12 protein-coding genes are annotated in these 14,016 nt (G+C 53.0%); 2 read left to right on the top strand and 10 right to left on the bottom strand.

The features are described from left to right. Positions 1–107 precede the first annotated feature (107 nt). Positions 108–299, top strand: a complete 192-nt coding sequence (locus tag IE055_RS05625) for a hypothetical protein (RefSeq protein WP_189399052.1) — start codon at positions 108–110, stop codon at positions 297–299. A 20-nt stretch (positions 300–319) separates the two neighbouring features. Here the strand turns inward: IE055_RS05625 and ubiA are convergent, their stop codons facing one another. The 7 genes from ubiA to IE055_RS05590 form a co-directional block, all read right to left on the bottom strand. Further along, complete coding sequence (gene ubiA, locus IE055_RS05620) at positions 320–1,165, bottom strand: 4-hydroxybenzoate octaprenyltransferase (RefSeq protein ID WP_229794157.1); 846 nt, start codon at positions 1,163–1,165, stop codon at positions 320–322. 37 nt (positions 1,166–1,202) lie between these two features. Continuing rightward, entirely contained in the window at positions 1,203–3,293 is a 2,091-nt protein-coding gene (gene recG / locus IE055_RS05615) for an ATP-dependent DNA helicase RecG (RefSeq protein WP_189399050.1), read from the bottom strand. A 33-nt stretch (positions 3,294–3,326) separates the two neighbouring features. Beyond that, positions 3,327–3,710, bottom strand: coding sequence for a RidA family protein (locus IE055_RS05610; protein WP_189399049.1), 384 nt, complete (start codon positions 3,708–3,710; stop codon positions 3,327–3,329). A gap of 82 nt (positions 3,711–3,792) precedes the next feature. Beyond that, positions 3,793–5,967, bottom strand: a complete 2,175-nt coding sequence (locus IE055_RS05605; RefSeq protein WP_189399048.1) for a RelA/SpoT family protein — start codon at positions 5,965–5,967, stop codon at positions 3,793–3,795. A gap of 58 nt (positions 5,968–6,025) precedes the next feature. Then, positions 6,026–6,337 (bottom strand): DNA-directed RNA polymerase subunit omega, encoded by a 312-nt coding sequence (gene rpoZ, locus IE055_RS05600; protein WP_189399047.1) that lies wholly within the window; start codon positions 6,335–6,337, stop codon positions 6,026–6,028. Between the two features lie 159 nt (positions 6,338–6,496). Then, a complete protein-coding gene (gene gmk / locus IE055_RS05595) occupies positions 6,497–7,108 on the bottom strand; it encodes a guanylate kinase (protein ID WP_189399046.1) in 612 nt (203 codons plus the stop codon). Positions 7,109–7,233: 125 nt separating this feature from the next. Beyond that, positions 7,234–8,685 carry an aminotransferase-like domain-containing protein gene (locus IE055_RS05590; RefSeq protein ID WP_189399045.1) on the bottom strand — a complete coding sequence of 484 codons (1,452 nt, stop codon included), beginning with the start codon at positions 8,683–8,685 and terminating at the stop codon, positions 7,234–7,236. 177 nt (positions 8,686–8,862) lie between these two features. Here IE055_RS05590 and IE055_RS05585 point away from each other — a divergent pair, with 177 nt between their 5' ends. After that, complete coding sequence (locus IE055_RS05585; protein WP_189399044.1) at positions 8,863–9,765, top strand: DMT family transporter; 903 nt, start codon at positions 8,863–8,865, stop codon at positions 9,763–9,765. Between the two features lie 29 nt (positions 9,766–9,794). Here IE055_RS05585 and IE055_RS05580 read toward each other — a convergent pair whose 3' ends face one another. The 3 genes from IE055_RS05580 to IE055_RS05570 form a co-directional block, all read right to left on the bottom strand. After that, positions 9,795–11,972, bottom strand: a complete 2,178-nt coding sequence (locus IE055_RS05580) for a TonB-dependent receptor (protein ID WP_189399043.1) — start codon at positions 11,970–11,972, stop codon at positions 9,795–9,797. 139 nt (positions 11,973–12,111) lie between these two features. Next, a complete protein-coding gene (locus IE055_RS05575; RefSeq protein WP_189399042.1) occupies positions 12,112–12,516 on the bottom strand; it encodes a hypothetical protein in 405 nt (134 codons plus the stop codon). After that, positions 12,482–13,861: a RimK family alpha-L-glutamate ligase gene (locus IE055_RS05570; protein ID WP_189399041.1), complete on the bottom strand. Its 1,380-nt coding sequence runs from the start codon at positions 13,859–13,861 to the stop codon at positions 12,482–12,484. The genes IE055_RS05575 and IE055_RS05570 overlap by 35 nt, the downstream gene beginning before the upstream one ends. Between the last annotated feature and the right edge of the window lie 155 nt (positions 13,862–14,016).

The raw sequence follows: 14,016 nt of genomic DNA, 5'->3' as shown, positions 1-14,016 counted from the left end.
CATGCACATGCAATACCCATAGCCGCTAAGTAAAGTACAGCAATGGAGGCATTGTGACATGGATGTCGCCCGCCGATTAACCGCCACAGCCAGGTTCATTAATCCTTATGTTACTACGTTCTCATTATCTCGAAGTCGCTTGCTTACAAGCGAGCGAGACTCAACTGAACCAACCTGTCCTTGCGTTCGACCTGCTGGCGATCCATGCTTGGCAGCTACTAATTTTGGTGCAGCGTTATAAATCAGTGTACACGGTATGCAAACACCTCTTTCTGGCACAAGTCAGCGGTTTACACTAAGCAAACCTGACCAAAGAATACTAACTGGCCACCACCACACCGATCCAGAGGATAGCGCCGACCCAACCATTATTCAGAAACGCTTGAAAACAGGGGCCTCGCTCACGATGGCGAATCAACCACTGCTGATACGCAAACAAGCCAGTTACCAGAAGGATACTGATCATAAAACTCAAAGACAGTCCTTGCAGCCACATGATCAACAACCAGAAAAACAGCACCACGACCTGCAATATGCCGAGTATCTGGCGGTCGTGCTCACCAAAGTAAATAGCTGAGGATTTAACTCCGATTTTCAGGTCGTCTTCGCGATCCGACATAGCATACGCGGTATCGTAGATCAGCACCCAAAGCATATTGGTCAGAATCAGTAGCCAGAAGGTCAAGTCAAAGGCATGACCGCACGCCACATACACCATTGGGATGCCGAATGAGAACGCCACGCCGAGCACCAACTGCGGCGCTTGGATTACGCGCTTCATAAACGGATACGCGATGGTCACCAACAGCGCTGGAATCGACCACGGCCATACAGCTGACGGCAACATGAGCAACAAGCCCAGTGCAATCAAACCGAGTACAACGAATAAACCAATCGCAGTGGTCACCGTGACATCGCCTGCCGCCAAAGGGCGTGACTCGGTACGCGCGACCAACGGATCGATCTTTCGATCCGCAATATCGTTAATCACGCAGCCCGCCGAACGCATCACGATCACGCCCGCGCTAAAAATCCAAAACAAGCGGCCACTTGGCTCGCCCTCACTCGCCAACCATAACGCAATCATGGTTGGCCACAGCAACAACAACCACCCAATGGGTTTATCAAATCGCATCAAAGCGAGCAAGTGGGGCAACTTTTCCATCATATTTTGCGTGGTTGACCTGACTCGAGGTTACCCCTCAAGCGTTAACGTAATCTTCTTTCGCCCCAACCCAACGATCGATCAGTGGCTCAATATTCTGCGGCGCCTGCGCGACCATTTGGTCGGCAATGCCCTCAATTTGCGGCAAGAGCGCCTGATCTCGGAGCAAGTCGGCGACCTTAAAGCTAATACTACCAGTTTGTCGCGTGCCAAGCAGTTCACCTGCACCACGAATCTCCAGGTCCTTCTCAGCAATCACAAAACCATCGTTGGTCTCACGCAAGGTTTGCAGGCGCGCTTTGGCATGCTGACTGAGCGGCTGCTGGTATAACAAAATACAATACGACTTCTCACTGCCACGACCGACACGCCCACGCAACTGATGGAGTTGCGCCAGGCCCATGCGTTCCGCATTCTCGATGACCATCAGGCTGGCTCGTGGCACATCCACACCGACCTCAATCACTGTGGTCGCCACCAGCACATCCACCTCCGCGTCACGAAACTGCGCCATCACGGTTTCTTTTTCTTTCGGCTTTAGTCGGCCGTGCACCAGGCCAACACGCAAGCCATCTAAACGCTCGCTTAGCTCTTCGGCAGTATCCGTGGCCGCCTGTGCTTCCAGTGCGTCGGATTCTTCAATCAATGGGCATACCCAGTAAACTTGCCGACCTTCTCCGCACACTTGTCGTACTCGCTCTATCACATCGTTCCGTTTTGATGCGGCCGGCATCACCACCGTCTCGACGGGCTTTCGGCCCGGTGGCAGTTCGTCAATACTGGAAACGTCCAAGTCAGCATAAATTGTCATCGCCAAGGTGCGCGGGATCGGCGTGGCGGTCATGGCAATATGGTGTGGCACGCGATCTGCTGGCGTCTTGGTGCGCAAGGCTAAGCGCTGTTCTACGCCAAAGCGATGCTGCTCGTCTATTACCACCAGCCCCAAATTCCGATATTCCACCGCCTCCTGAATTAAGGCATGTGTGCCGACCGCCAGCAATAGTTCGCCACTTACTAGCTGCTGCATCACCGCGCGCTTCTCGCGTGCTGGTGTTTTACTGGCCAACCAGCCGACCGAAATCCCTAGGGGTTCAAACCAAGCACGCAAATTAGCGTAGTGCTGCTCCGCGAGTAACTCGGTTGGCGCCATCATAACGGCCTGCACGCCCGCACTGACGGCTTGCAGCATTGCCAGCGCAGCCACCACAGTTTTGCCCGAACCGACATCACCTTGAATCAACCGCATTGCCGGCGTGTCGCTCGCCAAGTCTGTTGATACTTCCGCACTGACACGCTGTTGTGCCGACGTAAGTGTGAACCCGAGGTTCGCTAAAAAACGCCCTTCCAGCGTTTTGTCAGGCAGCATCACCGGTGCCGATTCGTGTGCGCGCAACGCTCGTGAACGCCGCAAACTAAAGTGATGCGCTAATAACTCCTCAACAATCAAACGTTGATGTGCCGCACTCGTCGCCTGTTGCATGGCCATGAGGTCCACACCCTTCTGCGGGCGATGCAAGGCGCTGAGCGCATCCTGCAAGGTGGAGGCCTGATAAGCGGACCGTAACGATTGCGGCAAACAGCGCGCATCAATCAGTTCAGCAACCTGCTGTAACCCTTGCTGTAGAACTTGATCAGTAATCTTGCGCCACAATAACTGGCTGACGCCTTCCGTGGTCGGGTAAACCGGGGTCAGGGTACTGTCGAAACCACCTTGCGGTCGCTCCGCCGAAATCCGATACTCAGGATGCACCATTTCGTAACCCTTAGGACCTGGCCGCACCTCACCAAAACATTTGACCCAAAGACCACGCCGAAAGCTTTTTTCCTGCGCGCGATTGAAGTAAAACAAACGAACCGTCAGGCTGCCGGTGCCATCGCTAATACGCACCACTAGGCTGCGGCGTCGACCGAACACCACTTGCGCTAACTCGATCTCGCCAATCACCACGGTCGACAAAGAGGGCAACAAGGCGCCCAAGTCGGTCACCTGCGTGCGGTCTTCATATCGTAGCGGTAGATGAAACAACACATCCTGCACGGTACGCACATGCACACGCGCAAGCTTGGCGGCCATCTGCGGCCCAACGCCTTTTAAGCTTGCGACAGGGTCAGAGAGCGCCAATGTCATCGGCAAATTCCGTTTGATCAGGGCTTATTGTGACTAATCCAAACACAGTACCGCATCGATCTCCACCAATGCGCCTTTAGGCAAGGCTGACACTTGGATGGCGGCCCGCGCTGGATAGGGTTCGACGCAGTACTCGCCCATTATCTCGTTAAGCTGTTGGAAATTCCCAAGATCGGTCACATAGACGGTGAGCTTTACTGCGTCGGCCAGACTGCCTCCGGCCGCATCGGCCACGGCCGCCAGATTCTTAAATACTTGATGTGCCTGAACCATAAACTCATCCCCAACCAGGGTCATCGATACAGGGTCAAGCGGTATTTGGCCCGACACATACACCGTATCATCGACCTTAACAGCTTGCGAATAGGCTCCGATTGCCGCTGGTGCGGCCTCGGTCTGAATAATTGTTTTCGTCATATTGGCATTTTGGCACTGGGTTCTGCGGAACACAACACCCGGCTCGTATTCCGACTAGGGAGCACGGGCAGCCCAACGCCAGCTAACCTTTATGACGCGTGACTTTATTAACGTGCCCGGACCGATAGATGGCTTTCATAATCCGAGCCAAATGAACTCGGTCTTTCACATCCACCACAAAGTCCATTTGCCGGATTTCACCAGAGCCATCGTGCAGGTCAACATGGTTAATATTGGAACCATTCTCGGCAATCGCCATCGCGACTTCGGCAAAAGCACCCGTGACGTGGTTGAGCTTGACCTGTAACTTAGCTTGAAAGAAACGATCAAGGTTTTCATCCCATTCGACCATTAAGCAGTTCTCTGGCTGCTTACGCAACTCTGCAATATTCGGGCAATCGGAGGTGTGCACCACCAAACCATGACCGGCGGTAAATGTACCAATAATTGAATCTCCGGGGACTGGGCTACAGCAACGTGAATAGGTTACCGGTAAGCCTTCTGAACCACGAATTACGAGGGCTTCTTGTCCTAAAACCTTGCCTTCAAGTTCGCCCTCTGACAGCTGTGCAATTTGCCGTGCGATCATATCCGGTAAACGCTTGCCAAGGCCCACGTCGATCAACAACTCAGACCAATTCTCAAGCCCTAATTCCTCAAGTAGTTTTTGGCGCACTGGCGCAGCAATTTTACGTCGCCCAAATAAGCGCTGCTTGGTAGCACCAGCCAACAATCGCTTACCGAGCTTGAGCGCGTCCTCTTTGGTTTGCTGTTTCAGATAATTTCGGATGTGCGTACGTGCTTTGGCGGTCACCGCGTAGTTGAGCCAAGCGGTCGTTGGCCAAGAACTCTTCGACGTGATAATTTCTACGCTGTCACCGTTGTTTAATAAGGTTGGTAGCGATGCTAGAGCACGGTTGATACGCGCGCCGGTACAGTGCGTCCCAACGTCAGTATGCACGGCATACGCGAAATCCAACGCGGTCGAGCCACGCGGCATTTTTTTAATGTCACCCTTGGGCGTGAATACGTATACCTCATCTGGGTACAAATCGGTTTTCAGATGCTCGAGAAACTCAACTGCATTGCCAGTCTGATGGGCCGGATCTAAGAGGTCGAGCAACCATTGCCGCGCCAGATGATTAGAGTTATCAGACTGGCTGTCGTCGGACTTATAAATCCAATGCGCCGCCACACCGGCTTCGGCAATGTGGTCCATCTCCTTGGTGCGAATTTGCACCTCAATATTATCGCCCAATGGACCAAACACGACGGTGTGCAAACTTTGATACCCATTCGCTTTGGGAATCGCCACATAATCTGCAAAGCGGCCGGGGATCGGCTTGTAGGCATTGTGCACAATACCCAGCACGCGATAACACTCGTCCACTGAGTTAACAATAATTCGGAAACCGTAGATGTCGTGCAGCTCCTCAAAAGAACGACGCTTTTTGATCATCTTTTTATAGATGCTGAACACCGTTTTGCGCCGACCTTTGATCGAAAAATCCAGCAAGTTGGCGTTCTCCAACGTGTCGTGCAGCGATTTCTGTAACTTCTCAACAATTAGCTTTCGATTCCCCTCCCGTTGCTCAATTGCTTTGCTGATGGCCGCATGACGCTTGGGATACATGTAGAGAAAACACAAATCCTGCAATTCGCGCGCCCAATGATACAAACCGAGGCGTTCCGCGATCGGCGCATAAATTTCCAACGTTTGTTTGGAGATGCGCTTTTGCTTGGTGGTCTCCATGCTCTCCAGCGTTCGCATGTTGTGTAATCGGTCCGCCAACTTGATGATCATGACGCGCACGTCTTCTGACATGGCCATGAGCATTTTCCGAAAGTTTTCGGCTTCGGCCTGCTCTCGCGTATCAAATTGAATCTGTCCAATTTTACTAACGCCATCCACCAACAAGGCGACGTCTTCGCCGAAGCGTTTGATGATCTCAGATTTGGTTGCCGGCGTGTCCTCGATAACGTCGTGCAGCAACGCTGCAATCAGCGTGCGCGAGTCCATTTGCAACTCGGCTAGCGTATCTGCAACTTCAATCGGATGGTGGATATAGTGTTCGCCAGATTTGCGCACCTGTCCGCGATGCGCTTGTTCGGCAAATAGAAAGGCCTGATAGATCTCGTCCAGCGCATCCTGCGACAAATAGGCGGCGAGCTTACCCTTGCAAAGGGTTCGAATGGCTTTCTCGGGAGACGGCGAGAAGAACCGTCGTCTGGAAATGGTCGGAGAACCGTTAATCATAAACCGAGGCCGCCGACGTTAACGCTGCTGACGGCCTGATAGTCTTGTCGAACTGCGCTTATTCAGACGCGCCGGCCAACTCCGCTTGCAATGCTGCGGTCAAGGCATCCAGCTCTGCTGGACCTTCTTCTGAAGGCTCTTCCTCAACAAATTCCAGCACTTCTTTTTCGATTGTGTCGTCCAAGATGTCGCGCGTCACATGGCCCTCTGCGATCTCACGCAGCGCAATCACCGTTGGTTTATCGTTCTCTTCCGCAACGAAAGGATCAGCACCCAATGAAATTTGGCGAGCACGTTTTGTTGCTACCAGCACCAGCTGAAAGCGGTTATCAACATTATTTAAGCAATCTTCGACCGTTACACGAGCCATGGTTTACTCCATACAATCATCTGTCATGCTCATCGCAGCAGAATCGGGATGAGCTGGTTTGACCTAGGAGCGGAGGCCGCTCCGGAAGGTCGGTTATCTGGTCTCAAACTGCGCTGTTTCGGACAAAGGACCGCAGTTCGATGCGATAGACGACCAACATTAACTCGCAGAATCCGCGAGCAATTGGTCTAAATCCACCGTAAGGGGCCGGATTCTATCACTTTCCCCGGCCAGTATCAGCGTTAAATCATTCAAAGCCTGATTAAAATCGTCATTCATAACGATAAAATCCGCCTCGCGGCAGTGCTGCATCTCATCCAACGCCTGACGCATTCGACTTTGTATCACATCTTCAGAATCACTACCGCGACTGCGCAACCGCCGCTCCAGTTCTTCTACTGACGGCGGCAAAATTGAAATACTGACGGCCTCGGGCATTTGTGCGCGGACTAAGCGTGCGCCCTGCCAATCGATATCCAACAACACATGCGTCTGTTCGTCTAGCATGGTCTGTACCGCGTGCCGCGATGTGCCGTAGTAATTGCCATACACCTCGGCGTATTCAAGAAATACGCCGTCGTCGGCCATCGACAAAAACTCGCTCTGCGTGACAAAGTAGTAGTCCACACCGTCGGTTTCACTTGCACGGCGTAACCGGGTGGTATGCGAGACTGACATACGGGCATTACCGGTATTGGCGATCAGTGCGCGCGCTAAGCTGGTTTTTCCAGCACCGGAAGGCGCCGAGATAATAAAAAGTTTGCCAGTCACAGGAACGAGTTGGGTCGTGGAACGTGTTGATTCGATTTTCGCAGGCGTATTCTACTCGAAACCACTAGCATGAATAAAGCAAACTCACTTGGTCATCGATCGCCTCTGCGGGTTTTCTGCTCATATTAGACTTCCGGCGAGGCACACAAACGCCCTAATGTTGCGAATGCGGCGTCCACCGCGTCCGACCAAGGCAGGCCATAACTGACACGCACGCAACGTTTGTAGCAGTTGCTGACCGAAAACAGAATGCCCGGTGTGACGGCAATATCATGCGCCAAAGCCACTTGGAACAAACGCCCGGAATCTTTACCCGCTGGCAGCTCGATCCACAGCACGCCGCCGCCCAATGGATCCGTTACCCGAGTTTCGGGTGGAAAATGCTGTTTGACTAAGGCAACCGCTCGATCTTTGTTGGCGCGCAGCACACGGCGCAAATTCAGCATTGCCCGGTCATAGTCACCGCTGGCCACAAACTCCGACAACGTCCATTGATTGAGCAGTGATGAGGAGCATGACATCGCTCGTTTCAAACGGCGCGCGTGATCGAGATACCGGTTCGATACCAGCCACCCGACGCGATAGCCCGGCGCGGCGGTTTTGGAGAAGGAAGCACAGGTGATAACCAAGCCTTTACGAGAATAAACCTGTGCTGGCGTGCCGCGGGCCTCGGTAAAATACAGGTCGCCGTAAACATCATCCTCAATCAGCGGGATGTCTCGCGACTCCAGCAGTGCCACCAATTGCGCGCGGCGCTCATCGGGCATAAACGACCCAAGTGGATTACTGATAGAGGTCGAAAAAATACACGCCTTTACCGGATGCGCATCCAGCGCCGTGCGCAAGTCTTCCAACCACAAGCCGTCGTCAGGACAAAGCGGTATTTCCAACGCCATCATCCCCAGGCTTTCGATCAATTCCAGCACACCGAAATACACCGGCGACTCAACCGCGATCACGTCACCGCGTTCAGCCACACACTGCAATGCAATAGCCAATGCTTCCTGCGCACCATTGGTGATCAACACTTCGTCCGGACTGACTTGTAAACCTTGATCCAAGTAGCGTAATGCAAGTTGCCGTTTTAACGGCGGAAACCCATCCATGGGGCAATAATTCAGCGAGTTAGCTCCGGATTTCGCAAGCACTTGACGCATGATCCGTGCCAGCGCTTTATCAGAAGGGAATGCCGCCGTAGGATTGGCAACACCAAGGGCTACCTGACCAGGTTGGTTCAGCGCGCCAAATACACTTGCAAACACATCTTCAATCAAATTCTGACGTTTGACCGGCATCGGCTTGCGCGCCAATCGCGCACGTTTTGGCTGTACAGCAGTCTGTTCTACACGCAAAAAATAGCCCGACTTCGGACGCGCTTCAATCACATCCAGTCGCTCCAACTCTACGTAGGCCTGACGAATCGTGGGAATACTCACCGATAGCTTGCGACTTAGTGCTCTGAGTGACGGTAGCCGGTCACCCGGACGCAAGGTACCGCTGGTTTGCATCTCACGGATTATGGCAATCACTTGCTGATAAAGAAATTCGGTGTTCTCGCGCTGTATGGCTATCGACATGACACACTCCGATCTGTACAGGTTAGATTTTATTGAATCTGTATCTGTTATGGTTTCTTTGAGAGTCTAAACTAGTTGCTGTGTAAAAGCGAAGCACGCACGCAGATGGCATTATCACCCGCGCTATCGTAATTGCGACCACGCTCTATCAACCCAGGACTACTGACAGGCATCGCCATGAAAAACGCTGTTCTTTACATTCTTACCGTGCTGATCTGGGGTTCCACCTGGTTGGCAATCGAATTTCAATTGGGCGAAGTCCATGTTATTACCTCTGTGGCTTACCGCTTTGTCATTGCGGCCGTATTAATGTGGCTGTTCTGCTGGTTGCGCGGTATTCCACTGCGTTATTCGCTGCACAATCATGCGTTTATGCTGCTCCTCGCCTTGTTCAATTTCAGCCTCAACTACGCGATTATTTACAGCAGTCAGGTCTACCTCAGCTCCGCCATGACGTCGGTGGCGTTTTCCACCATGTTATTGATGAATATCGTGAACACACGCCTCTTTTTCGGCAGCAAGATCAGCCCACGCGTATACATCGGAGCCATATTCGGCATCGGCGGTATTTTAACGTTGTTCTGGGAAGACCTGCATTTACACCAGAGCGACAATCAATTAATCGGTTTAAGCTTGGTACTACTGGCCGCGCTTACCGCATCCATCGGCAACATGGTCAGTGTGCGTAATTCACGTGCCGGCATGAATGTGTTTGCCGTTAACGCCTGGGGGATGCTGTATGGTGCGCTCATGCTGATTCTGGTGATTGCGGTCAGCGATATTGAGTTCGGGTTTTCAATGCAACCAGCCTACGTAATTTCACTCTTGTACTTGTCCGTGTTCGGCACCGTGATTGCCTTCGCAACTTACTATCTATTGCTCAATAGCATGGGACCGGAGAAAGCCAGCTACTCGATTGTGCTGTTCCCCGTGGTTGCAGTCATCTTAAGCAGTCTGTTTGAGGGGTTTGTCTGGACCGGTTACACCATCCTTGGGTTTTGCTTGGTTCTGCTTGGCAACGCAATTGTCCTCACGCCGGTCGATCGGTTGCGCCGCGGCATCACTAAAGCCACCGTCTAGTGGCGGTGGCTTTAGTCTATTGACGACACTTAGAACTGAAAACGCAGTCCAGCTTCAATGGTACGCCCTGGTGCTGGCGCGATGTCCTTCACAAAGGAAGTATGATGACGTTGCTCACGGTCCTGCAGATTCCGGCCATTCAAGAACATGACGATGTCGGTGCCTGACACAGTGAATCGATACGACAAGCTCGCACTCAGGTCTGTGTAACCTGCCGTTGGCAGCTCTGCCTGCGCGACTTTGTCTTGTGTGTCCACATCTTGGTAGTTGATCGATGCTCTTACGGCGTCGTTATGCCAGACCAAACCAACGCCGATGCGATCCGCAGGAATACGTGGAAGATAGCCATCGATCGGTCCAGTCAACTCCGCTTCCACCGTATCAAACATGCCGGTCAAGTCTAAGTCACCACCGGCAATCGCGCCGAGATGAAAGCCGACCTCAAGGTCCAGACCAACAAACCGAACATCACTTTGCGCATAAACTCGAACGGGTAACCCCTCATCCTCATCACCCGTGTCCGCTTGGTAGATGTAGTTATCGAACTCGGTACGGTACGCAGTTGCGCGCGCGTCGAACAAATCAGATTCATAATTTCCGCTAACGGTAAAACTCAGGCCTGACTCAACGTCTAAATCATCGCGCCCGACTTCAAATGATTGTGTCGCAAAGTGAGGCCCGAATGAGTAAAGCTCTTCAATACTCGGAGCGCGCTCTGAATAGTCGAACAAGACCGACCATGAGAACTGCTCAGTTTGCGGAATCACGAAGCCCAATGACGCACTGGCGACATCAAAATCGCGCACTGGCCCCAGGTCGGGCGTATGTTCTACTTGCTCAAGCCGGGCACCAAGTTCCAATGACGCTGCACCCAAAGGTCGCTCAGCGACCCAAAAGACGCCCGTGGTCTTTGACGTGACTGGCGGCACAAACGCTTCTTCCCCTAGGGCGCTAAAATCCCGATCACTTAGTTGCAAACCAAGCGTCCCTTCGAAGCCGGCAATCGCATGGTGATTCGCTTGTAGCCGCGCTTCCCATGCTTGATTGTCAAAAACGGTTGCCACTTCACCATTTGCCTCAATCTCTTTGTGCTCATAGTCGTTCAGACCAACACGCAAATTAATGTTCTCGATACCGGCAAACGGATCGTTAAGCTGCGCCTCGATATCGACGCGAGTTTGCGCCAGATCGATCATGCCTAGACCTTCTTCTTCGTCATGATCTTCGTCATGATCTTCGTCATGATCTTCGTCATGATCTTCGTCATGATCTTCGTCATGATCTTCGTCATGATCTTCGTCGTGATCTTCGTCATGATCTTCGTCATGATCTTCGTCGTGATCTTCGTCGTGATCTTCGTCGTGATCTTCGTCGTGATCGTGCTCATCGCCATGTTCGTGTGCGTGCGCTACGAGCAAACCATATTCCGCGTCAGTCTTGCTAACGGATATGCCAAACATTCCGCGCTCACCTACCCAACTGAAGCCTACTGAGCCACCAGCTGCATCAAAATAGCTGCCTTCGAGTAGCCCTGTTGAATCTTCCGCATGCGCTTCGTGCGCTTCCCCTTCGAACGCGCGCAGAATGGCAGACTCTGTTTCACCCGGAATCTCGTAATCGCCCGATTCTTTAATGAAGGCATCCAAATGCCATGCCAAAGAGCCAGTAGCACGACCGTCCAAACGAACCGCCCCGGCACGCCCATCACCATTGTCTGTTGCGCGTACCTCGGCACGGCCCGTTACGGTCTCTTCCGGCACACTGGTCGGCACCCGTCCGGTATGCGTATCGACCACGCCACCAATAGCACCTGAACCGTACAGTAAGGTACTAGCACCTTTGAGCACGGTGACTTGATCTGCGATGAAGGGTTCAACCGTGACCGCATGGTCACCACTGGTGACGGAAGCATCCATCGTATCAATTCGATCTTCAGTGGTCTTGACACGAGCACCACCCATGCCATGAATCACGGGGCGGCCAACCGCGCCACCAAAGCTAGCACTGCGCACACCGGGTAGGCTTGCCACGGTTTCCCCCAAGGAACTCTTAAGCTGTTCCGAGAGTTCATCACCACGCAACACAGTGGCCGCTTGCGACAGGCCGTTATCCGATAGCGGATGTGCTTTGACTACGATTTCTTCTAATTCCTGTGCCGGGACCTGACAGGCTACGCACAACGATACAACACCAATAATTTGTTTCACAACATCTACTCCAACGCATCGCTCGAAGCGGTGCGTCGTCTTCTTAAAACTTAATAAACACAACGCGGAACTCGATAGAAAGCTTAAGTTCACGCATCGAACCAGACTAAACAAAAATTGCTCAGCCAATTTGTATTAATTAGGAAATGAGAAGTGACGCCGGTGGGGCTCGCGCGGTTCGGTGGTGTCGACGCGGCGCAATTATCGACGTTGCCAACACCAATGTTGGCGGCATTGGGGTACCAGCAGGCACCACCGACAAGGCTGACGTGAGGAGAAATTTTGTCTGCTCAGCACCTTTGATGAGCTGACACAGTTCAGTGGAATCGTGCCATTCATGGTCAACCGCATGCACAGCCACCACAGATTGCGCCCAGAGCAAGAGCGCAAACGGTAAAATGCGTAAGACATAGCGGGGTCGACAGCGAATCATACGCGAACTATAAATGTTACTTAGTAACAATTCAAGCAGACCACGCACCGTCGCATGACTGGCCCATCGAGCTAAATCACTCGCCAGCGCGCCATCGTAACTTCTTTTCAATTGCCGCGATCACCGACTCCGCCACACGTTTGCGACCCTGCCGCTCAAACGGTTCGAAGTCCGGTGCAGCAACAACCCCGAGAAGCAACGTGCCCTCTTCGGTGCGAATCAAGTCAACCCGCGCAACGGACAAACTTAGCGCCTTAGTCGCTTTGGCGACCAGCGTCCGCTCGGCAGCCGTCAACTTGGCTGTGCCAACCACGGTCCCAACTTCAATCTGATCCGCACGTGTCTCGGCCTGATACGCCAACGTCGCCACCGGTTTCTGATTGACCACCAAACTGCGAATCGAGCGCCCCGACGCAGCGGCCATGTACTCCTGCACCAGCAGATTCTCATCTATTTGTCGCGCCGTGGTGATGAGCTGTTTGGCGGTCGGTAAATCATCGGCTTTCGCTGCCGAGCCGCCTGACCGCATCGCCACAGGTTTGATCAATACAGGTGTGCCGCCAACCATGTCGATCAACGCCTCGGCATCCGCCGGGGAATGGGCGAAACCAGAGGTTGGTATAGGGATACCGTGCTTAAGCATGGACTGCATCACCAACAGTCGATCTTGCGACTGGGCGATCGCGACCGCCGAGTTGATGGACAAAATCCCCATGCTTTCAAATTGTCGCACTAAGGCCGCGCCGTAGTAAGTGACCTGCGCTCTGACACGCGGAATCACGGCATCCAGATCTTCCGCCAAAGGAGACCCTCGAAAAAGCACTTCTGGCTCTAAGGCGTCCAACCTCATATGGCATTGACTAATATTTAAAAACACCATGTCGTGCCCGCGCGCCCGCCCAGCTTCCAACAAACGTCGATTGTTGTAGTCTTCCGGGTTACTCGCCAGCACAGCAATCCGCAAACCTTGACGCTCGGCGGCCGCGTGCTGGTACATGCTATTCAGTGCCGCGCTATTGTGGTCACCTAATGCGTTTTCCAGTGATGGATCTACCACCACGCGACCGTGCATGGCCTGGCGCCCGAGGAGCATACGAAACCCCATGGAATCGCGATTGGCCAACGTGAGGTCGACCTCCCATTGCTGATCGCCCATCCGCATCGCGGTACGGATAACATAGCGCGTCTCGGGCACGCCGCTGGAACTTTTCACCACCCGCATGTCGAGAAGCGGTTGCTCGCACTTAACCACCACCGTTCGATTTTTCTGCACCGGGTGTACATCAAAGCTGATCCACGCTTGTTTGCCTCGACGGAACCGGCGCACATTGAAAGCGTGCAAAGACGATGTTTTTGCACCCGAATCCACCCGAGCTTTCACGGCAGGAATGCCAAGCTCCGGAAACGCACACCATTCCTGGTTACCTACCACGGTTTTAGGGGATTGTTTGCTCATTGATTCGGGTCACTTAAAGTTACGTATTAGGCCGGATGATAACGCAAAATTGCGGCAAAACGAGCATTGCAGTGCACGCTGCCTACCACCAATGTCGAATAGCGCGGCTCGTACATCTGATCAATAATTTAGCCACCAAACAACATGTGTCGTCT

The sequence above is a fragment of the Arenicella chitinivorans genome (assembly GCF_014651515.1).
In the GTDB taxonomy this organism is placed as follows: Bacteria; Pseudomonadota; Gammaproteobacteria; order Arenicellales; family Arenicellaceae; genus Arenicella; species Arenicella chitinivorans.
Note: the sequence above shows the minus strand (reverse complement) of the source record. Positions and strands in the feature narration are given on the sequence as shown.